Origin of the sequence: Pseudomonas rhizozeae (assembly GCF_031583775.1) — a bacterium.
GTDB lineage: Bacteria > Pseudomonadota > Gammaproteobacteria > Pseudomonadales > Pseudomonadaceae > Aquipseudomonas.
The window spans coordinates 1-7,192 of record NZ_JAVLSB010000070.1; the positions used below are offsets into that span (position 1 = coordinate 1).

At 60.2% G+C, this 7,192-nt stretch carries 7 protein-coding genes; 5 read left to right on the forward strand and 2 right to left on the reverse strand.

Going from position 1 to position 7,192, the window contains the following annotated elements:
* The first annotated feature begins 44 nt into the window (after positions 1 to 44).
* The gene (locus tag RG836_RS24785) at positions 45 to 632 is read left to right on the forward strand and encodes an NUDIX domain-containing protein (RefSeq protein ID WP_310850331.1); all 588 of its coding nucleotides are present in this window, start codon (positions 45 to 47) and stop codon (positions 630 to 632) included.
* 24 nt (positions 633 to 656) lie between these two features.
* Here the strand turns inward: RG836_RS24785 and ampC are convergent, their stop codons facing one another.
* Entirely contained in the window at positions 657 to 1,835 is a 1,179-nt protein-coding gene (gene ampC / locus RG836_RS24790; protein WP_310850332.1) for a class C beta-lactamase, read from the reverse strand.
* 175 nt (positions 1,836 to 2,010) lie between these two features.
* Between ampC and RG836_RS24795 the strand changes: the two genes are divergently transcribed.
* The 3 genes from RG836_RS24795 to RG836_RS24805 all read left to right on the forward strand — a co-directional run bounded on the left by RG836_RS24795 (position 2,011) and on the right by RG836_RS24805 (position 4,060).
* Positions 2,011 to 2,796 carry a sulfite exporter TauE/SafE family protein gene (locus RG836_RS24795; protein ID WP_310850333.1) on the forward strand — a complete coding sequence of 262 codons (786 nt, stop codon included), beginning with the start codon at positions 2,011 to 2,013 and terminating at the stop codon, positions 2,794 to 2,796.
* Between the two features lie 107 nt (positions 2,797 to 2,903).
* Positions 2,904 to 3,314, forward strand: coding sequence for a response regulator (locus RG836_RS24800; RefSeq protein WP_310850334.1), 411 nt, complete (start codon positions 2,904 to 2,906; stop codon positions 3,312 to 3,314).
* A gap of 77 nt (positions 3,315 to 3,391) precedes the next feature.
* Positions 3,392 to 4,060 carry an HAD-IA family hydrolase gene (locus tag RG836_RS24805; protein WP_310850335.1) on the forward strand — a complete coding sequence of 223 codons (669 nt, stop codon included), beginning with the start codon at positions 3,392 to 3,394 and terminating at the stop codon, positions 4,058 to 4,060.
* 286 nt (positions 4,061 to 4,346) lie between these two features.
* On the opposite strand, the gene RG836_RS24810 is transcribed toward RG836_RS24805, so the two are convergent.
* Complete coding sequence (locus tag RG836_RS24810) at positions 4,347 to 4,859, reverse strand: methylated-DNA--[protein]-cysteine S-methyltransferase (protein ID WP_310850336.1); 513 nt, start codon at positions 4,857 to 4,859, stop codon at positions 4,347 to 4,349.
* 149 nt (positions 4,860 to 5,008) lie between these two features.
* On the opposite strand from RG836_RS24810, the gene ggt reads away from it, so the two are divergent.
* Positions 5,009 to 6,736 carry a gamma-glutamyltransferase gene (ggt, locus tag RG836_RS24815; RefSeq protein WP_310850338.1) on the forward strand — a complete coding sequence of 576 codons (1,728 nt, stop codon included), beginning with the start codon at positions 5,009 to 5,011 and terminating at the stop codon, positions 6,734 to 6,736.
* Positions 6,737 to 7,192 lie beyond the last annotated feature (456 nt).

Here is a 7,192-nt window from a genome sequence, read left to right on the forward strand (position 1 = left end):
TGCTTTATCATCAGGGCTTTTGACACCACAGAGGATGGCCGAGCATGCCCAACACCGCCGACCGGGTGAAAATTGTCGAGTCCAGGGTGCTGTCCCACGACTGGTACCTGCTGAAGAAAATCACCTTCGATTACCTGCGCAACAACGGCGAATGGCAGCGCCAGACCCGCGAGGTCTACGATCGCGGCAATGGCGTGGCGATCCTGCTGTTCAACCGCGCGCGCCACACCGTGATTCTCACCCGGCAGTTTCGTTTGCCCGTGTTCGTCAACGGGCACGACGGTTTGTTGATTGAAGTGGCGGCGGGTTTGCTGGATGGCGCCGACCCCGAAGCACGGATCCGCGCCGAAGCCGAAGAAGAAACCGGCTACCGGGTGCACGATGTGAAGAAAGTCTTCGAGGCCTACATGAGCCCCGGCTCGGTCACGGAAAAGCTGCACTTCTTCGTCGCCGAATACGATGCCGCGTCCCGAGTGAGCGAGGGCGGCGGACTTGAAGAGGAGACCGAGGAGCTTGAGGTGCTGGAGTGGCCCTTCGAGCAGGCGATGGCGGCATTCGAGCGCGGCGAAATTGCTGACGCGAAAACCATCATGCTGTTGCAATACGCGGCACTTAAAGGCCTGTTCGCCTGAATACGGCAACCAGGCCTTCATTATTTAATGCGCCGTTTGTTGCGGGTCCAGTGCGTTGAGGATCTGGTAGGCGATCTTCACGCGGTCGGGGATCGGGTAGTTCTTGTTTGCCAACAACACAACGCCAATCTGCTTCGCCGGGACGAACGCAACGTAGGCACCGAAGCCGCCGGTGGAGCCGGTTTTATTGAGCAAGGTGTCCTGTCGCGGTGGCGCGGGCGGGTTCAGCCAGGTGATTGGTTGCGGTTCAAGGGCCATCGGCGTTGCGTTGCCGGCCAGCAGACGCTCCAGCGTTACTGGATACGGATAAAGCTCCCAGCCCAGGCCCTGGGTCATCTCGCTGGCGCGGTAATAGCCGGTGTGGGTGAGGGCAATCGCCTGTTGCAGCGGTTTGTCCAGGCGCTGCGGATGCAGGTTGGCTTCGACATAACGCACCAGGTCGGCGCTGCTGGTTTTTACGCCATAGGCCTCGGAATCCAACGCGCCGGGGCCGACGCGCACCGGTTGCTGGTCCTTGTTGTAGCCCTGGGCGTACCGCGCCATTTGCGCGGGTGGCACTCTGAGGAACGTGTGCTGCAAACCGAGTTTCGGCAGCAAGGTGCTTTCCATCACTTCATCGAACGGCTGGCCCAGGCTACGCGCCGCGAGGAAGCCCAACAGGCCGATACTCGGGTTTGAATACAGGCGTTGCGAACCGGTGGCGAAGGCCGGCGTCCAGCGCTGGTAATAGCCGAGCATGCGGCTGGCGTCGTCCGCCTCGGCGGGAAATTGCAGGGGCAGGCCGCCGGCGCTGTAGGTGCCGAGATTAAGCAGACTGACTTTGTCGAACGCCGTGCCGCGCAGTTCCGGCCAGTGCTGACTGGCCGGGTCCGACAGCTGCAATGTGCCCTGGACCTGGGCGTAGGCCGCCAGGGTCGCGGTGAAGGTCTTGCTCACAGAGCCGATCTCGAACAGCGTGTCGCGGCTGACTTTTTGCTGCGAGGCGCTGGAAGCGACGCCGTAATTGAAGTATTGCGCCCGACCGTCGACGATCACCGCCACGGCCAGGCCGGGGATGTTATGCGTTTGCATGACCGGGCGCACGGCGGCATCGACGGTCTTTTGCAACGCTGTCGCTGGCTCGGCAGCATGCAAGGCGGTACTGAAAACGCTGGCGAATAGCACCGCGAAGGCGCTGGCGCGGAACGAAGGATGGCTGCGCATGACTGGACAATTCTCTGGCAATTTGTATCGGGTTCACGTCGACGGATTCTAACGCCGGTCCTTCGGCGATTTGAAACCGGTTATAAATTAAGATCAATTTAATATAAGTCGTTATAAGAAACGCCGTTATCCTGCGCGCCACTTTCATCTAATGCGCTGCTTTTCAGGAATAACGATGGATTTCGGTAACCTTGGTTTTGTCGTCGCCGGTTTGGTGGTCGGATTCATCGTCGGCATGACCGGTGTCGGCGGCGGGTCGTTGATGACCCCGATCCTGCTGTGGTTCGGCATCAACCCGGCGACCGCCGTGGGCACCGACTTGTTGTACGCGGCCATCACCAAGGCAGGCGGCGTTTACGTCCATCAGAAAAACAAGAACATCGATTGGCGCATCACCGGTTGGCTGACCCTGGGCAGCGTGCCGGCGGTGCTGCTGACCCTGTGGTTCCTGAAAAACCTCGACACCGACCCGGCCGCGATGAACGCCGTCATAAAGCAGGCTTTGGGTGTCGTGCTGTTACTGACGGCGATGGCAATCCTGTTCAAGGGCCAACTGCTGGCATTCGCCCAACGACATGCCGGCGATCAGTTTCACCTCAGCGGTCCGCGCCTGCATGGCCTGACCGTGCTCACCGGAATCATCCTCGGCACCATGGTTGCGTTGACTTCGATCGGCGCGGGCGCGCTCGGCACGGTAGCGTTGTTCATTCTCTATCCTTTCCTCGCCACCAAACGCCTGGTGGGCACCGAAATCGCCCACGCGGTGCCGCTGACCCTGGTCGCCGGGCTCGGCCACGCGAGCATGGGCAATATGGACTGGCACTTGCTCGGTTTTCTGTTGATGGGCTCGTTGCCGGGCATCTATATCGGCAGCCACCTGACCGGGCGCGTGCCCGACGGATTACTGCGGCCGTGTCTGGCGGTGATGCTGGCGATGATCGGCTACAAACTGGCGTTCTGAAGACCCTGTGAAGTAAAAATGAATTTTCGGCAAGTGCGCTGCTCATAAGTTGCAGGTAGCGGACGTAAGCCCGTGAATTCGTTAGGCAGTCAGGGAGTGTCATCGTCATGTGTCCACCACCGATGGCTGAAGCAGCAGCACAGCCGGGTATTATTCTTGTCGTCGAGGATGATCCTCTCATCCTCGATTTTCTCTGCGAAATTCTCGAAGAAGAAGGTTTCAAGGTCAGGGCGGAAGAGAGCGCCGATATTGCGCTTCCTTTCCTTGAACAACATTTCAACGATGTCAGCCTGCTGCTCACCGACATCACGATGCCGGGCGTGATGAACGGTGCTGACCTGGCGAATAGGGTTGGCGACACCTGGCCACACATGCCGATCATGATCATGTCCGGTTTCGAAACCCCGGAGACATCCGGCGTGCGCCACGACGTATCGTTCATTAAAAAACCCTGGGGTATCAGCGCGCTGCTCGACTGCGTGCAAGGGGCGATCAAGAAGCAACATACGCACCGCTGAACGCGGTCGTGGTTGTCGGCAAACGGGGCGTCGATGCTAAAGTGCATGCCCCTTCCGCCTGAATTGCGAGATTCACTTTGTCTGTAGCCGATGCCGTATTCGATGGTCACTACCGCGCCTTTCTGTTCGACATGGACGGCACGCTGCTGACGTCCATCGCCGCCGCCGAGCGGGTCTGGACCACCTGGGCGTTGCGCCACGGGGTGAATGTCGAGACCTTCCTGCCGACCATCCATGGAGCCCGCGCGGTAGACACCATCCGCCGCCTCGACTTGCCGGGCATTGACCCGGACGTCGAGGCTGCGTGGATCACCGAGGCGGAAATGCAAGACGTCAACGGCGTCGTCGAAGTGGCCGGTGCGGTGGCATTTCTCAAGGACTTGCCGGCCGATCGCTGGACCATCGTCACCTCCGCACCCCTCGGCCTGGCCCTGCGGCGCATGGCAGCGGCGGGCATTCCACGACCTGATGTGATGGTCACCGCCGATGATGTCAGCGATGGTAAACCCAACCCAGACTGTTACCTGATCGCCGCCCAGCGCCTGGGTGTCGAGATTGGCGAGTGCCTGATATTCGAAGATGCCACGGTGGGGATTCAAGCGGCGGAGGCGGCGGGGGCGGATTTGCGTATCGTGACCTCGACACATGCCCATCCGCTGGACACGCCGCACGCAGCGTTCTTCGATTATCAGCCGCTGCAGGCGGTGGTGGACGGTGAAGGCTGGTTGCGTATCGCGCGGCGCTGACCCCCTTACTCGCGGGCACCCTCAATATCCTCTGTGGGAGCTGGCTTGCCAGCGATGGCGGCCTGCCAGCCAACCCAACACCATGAGGCGCACCGCCATCCATTGTGGCGAGGGAGCTTGCTCCCGCTGGGCGGCGAAGCCCCCCCACAACCTGTGCCCCCGATTTCACTGACAATTCGAGTTACCCGGTATCGGGCTTGCTGCGCAAGCCAGCGGGAGCAAGCTCCCTCTCCACAGGGGGCAATCGACTGGCAGTCTGAATGTGGGAGCGTGGGAAAGCAGGGCATCAACACAGCGTCAATTGCCGCGAACCCACCCATTCACAACCCTCCAGACGCAACAACAGTTGCTTCGCCGCCAACCCCCCGGCAAATCCAGTCAACGCCCCTGACGCGCCAATCACCCGGTGGCACGGGGCGATGATGGAAATCGGGTTGCGCCCGTTCGCGGCGCCCACCGCGCGCACGGCGGTTTCGTTGCCGATCTGGCGGGCGATGTCGCGGTAGCTTCGGGTTTCGCCGAACGGGATGGTCAGCAGCGCTTGCCAGACCTGTTTCTGGAAGTCAGTGCCGGTGAAGTCCAGGTCCAGTTCGAATTGGCGACGCTGGCCGGCGAAGTATTGGGTGAGTTGTTGTTCGGCGCGGACCAGCACGTCGGTGTCAGGTTGATCCAGCAGAGGGCCGAGGCGCACGCGGTTGGGTTTATCGTTTTCCCAGAGGATGGCCGCCAGTCGTGCTCCTTTGGCCACCAGCTTCAACTCGCCGACGGGCGAGGCCATGGTGCGGAAGGTGTAAAGCATGGGCAGCAAGCTCTGACGGCAGGGGCAGGGACGGCCAGCATAGCGTCTCGATCGGCAGGCGCAAACCGTAATCCCAGCCATACTGGCTACTGCTGTTGCAGCGTTTTGCTCCTCGAATGCACCTTAAAAACAAAAAAAGAGACCGACTCATGAAGTTCGAAATCTTTGCCAAATCGCTGATTGCGACCTCCCTGGCTTTTTGTGTCATCACTGCCCATGCCGCCTCTGTCGCACCGGTTGCTGCCGAAAACGGCATGGTGGTGACTGCCCAACACCTGGCGTCGCACGTGGGCGTCGACGTCTTGAAAAGCGGCGGCAACGCCGTCGATGCGGCGGTGGCCGTGGGGTATGCGCTGGCGGTGGTGTATCCCGCGGCGGGTAACCTGGGCGGTGGTGGGTTCATGACTATCCAGCTGGCGGACGGCCGCAAGACCTTCCTTGATTTCCGCGAAAAAGCCCCGCTGGCCGCCACCGCCGACATGTACCTGGACAAGGAGGGCAATGTCATCCCCGACCTCAGCACCCGCGGCCATTTGGCGGTCGGCGTGCCGGGCACGGTGTCGGGCATGGAGCTTGCGCTGAAGAAATACGGCAGCAAGCCCCGTGCGGATCTGATCGCGCCGGCGATCAAATTTGCCGAAGAAGGCTTCGTGCTAGAGCAGGGTGACGTGGACCTGCTGGAGTACGCCACTGATGTGTTCAAAAAGGACATGCGCGATTCCGGCTCGATCTTCCTGCACAACGGCGAGCCGATGCAGGTCGGGCAGAAACTGGTGCAAAAAGACCTCGGCAAGACCTTGCGGGAAATCTCCGCGAAAGGCGCGGACGGCTTCTACAAAGGCTGGGTGGCGGACGCCCTCGTGACCTCCAGTCAGGCCAACAAAGGCATCATCACCCAGGCCGACCTCGACAAATACAAGACCCGCGAACTGGCGCCGGTGGAATGCGATTACCGGGGTTACCACGTGGTGTCCGCGCCGCCGCCCAGCTCCGGTGGGGTGGTGATCTGCCAGATCATGAACATCCTTGATGGCTACCCGATGAAGGAGCTGGGTTATCACTCGGCGCAGGGGCTGCACTATCAGATCGAAGCCATGCGCCACGCTTATGTCGACCGCAACAGCTACCTGGGCGACCCGGATTTCGTGAGGAACCCGATCGAGCATCTGCTGGATAAAAACTACGCGGCGAAACTGCGCGATGCGATCCAGCCGCAAAAGGCCGGTGTGTCCCGTGACATCAAACCTGGCGTCGCGCCGCACGAAGGCAGCAACACCACCCATTACTCGATCGTAGACAAATGGGGCAATGCGGTATCGGTGACTTACACCCTCAACGACTGGTTTGGCGCAGGGGTCATGGCCAGCAAGACCGGGGTGATTCTCAACGACGAGATGGATGACTTCACTTCGAAAATCGGCGTGCCGAACATGTACGGCCTGGTCCAGGGCGAAGCCAACGCCATCGCTCCCGGCAAGGCGCCGTTGTCGTCGATGAGCCCGACCATCGTCACCAAGGACGGCAAAGTGGTGATGGTGGTGGGGACGCCGGGTGGCAGCCGGATCATTACTGCGACGTTGCTGACGATGCTTAACGTGATCGACTACGGCATGAACATCCAGGAAGCAGTCGACGCGCCGCGGTTCCACCAGCAATGGCTGCCGGAAGAAACCAATCTGGAAACCTTCGCCGTCAGCCCCGACACGCAAAAACTGCTGGAAAGCTGGGGCCACAAATTCGCCGGGCCGCAAGATGCCAACCACCTCGCCGCGATCCTCGTCGGCGCGCCGTCGCTGGATGGCAAACCGGTGGGCAAAAACCGCTTTTATGGCGCCAATGATCCACGGCGCAACACTGGGTTGTCGTTGGGTTACTGAAAGCGCGAGCGGGCTGGCCCGCGATGGCGTCAGGTCAGTGAAAAGTGATTTGAATGTGCTGGCCTCATCGCTGGCAAGCCAGCTCCCACAGGAAATTGTGCTGTTTGAAGGAATCAGATCCAGCCAAAGATCCCAGGGTTTCGTGCTGTTGAAGGAATTAGGTCCAGCCAAAGATCCCAGGGTTTTGTGCTGTTTGAAGGAATCAGGTCCAGCCAAAGATCCCAGGGTTTTGTGCTGTTTGAAGGAATCAGATCCAGCCAAAGATCCCAGGGTTTTGTGCTGTTTGAAGGAATCAGGTCCAGCCAAAGATCCCAGGGTTTTGTGCTCTTTGAAGGAATCAGATCCAGCCAAAGATCCCAGGGTTTTGTGCTGTTTGAAGGAATCAGGTCCAGCCACAACTCCCAGGTTTTTGTGGTGTACCCAAATTTTGTAGCTCACACGAAACACTGTGGGAGC

Coding starts and splice junctions, on each gene's coding strand:
- RG836_RS24785 (WP_310850331.1), top strand. CDS start 45: ATGCCCAACACCGCCGACCGGGTGAAAATTGTCGAGTCCAGGGTGCTG.
- RG836_RS24810 (WP_310850336.1), bottom strand. CDS start 4,859: ATGCTTTACACCTTCCGCACCATGGCCTCGCCCGTCGGCGAGTTGAAG.
- ggt (WP_310850338.1), top strand. CDS start 5,009: ATGAAGTTCGAAATCTTTGCCAAATCGCTGATTGCGACCTCCCTGGCT.
- RG836_RS24800 (WP_310850334.1), top strand. CDS start 2,904: ATGTGTCCACCACCGATGGCTGAAGCAGCAGCACAGCCGGGTATTATT.
- ampC (WP_310850332.1), bottom strand. CDS start 1,835: ATGCGCAGCCATCCTTCGTTCCGCGCCAGCGCCTTCGCGGTGCTATTC.
- RG836_RS24795 (WP_310850333.1), top strand. CDS start 2,011: ATGGATTTCGGTAACCTTGGTTTTGTCGTCGCCGGTTTGGTGGTCGGA.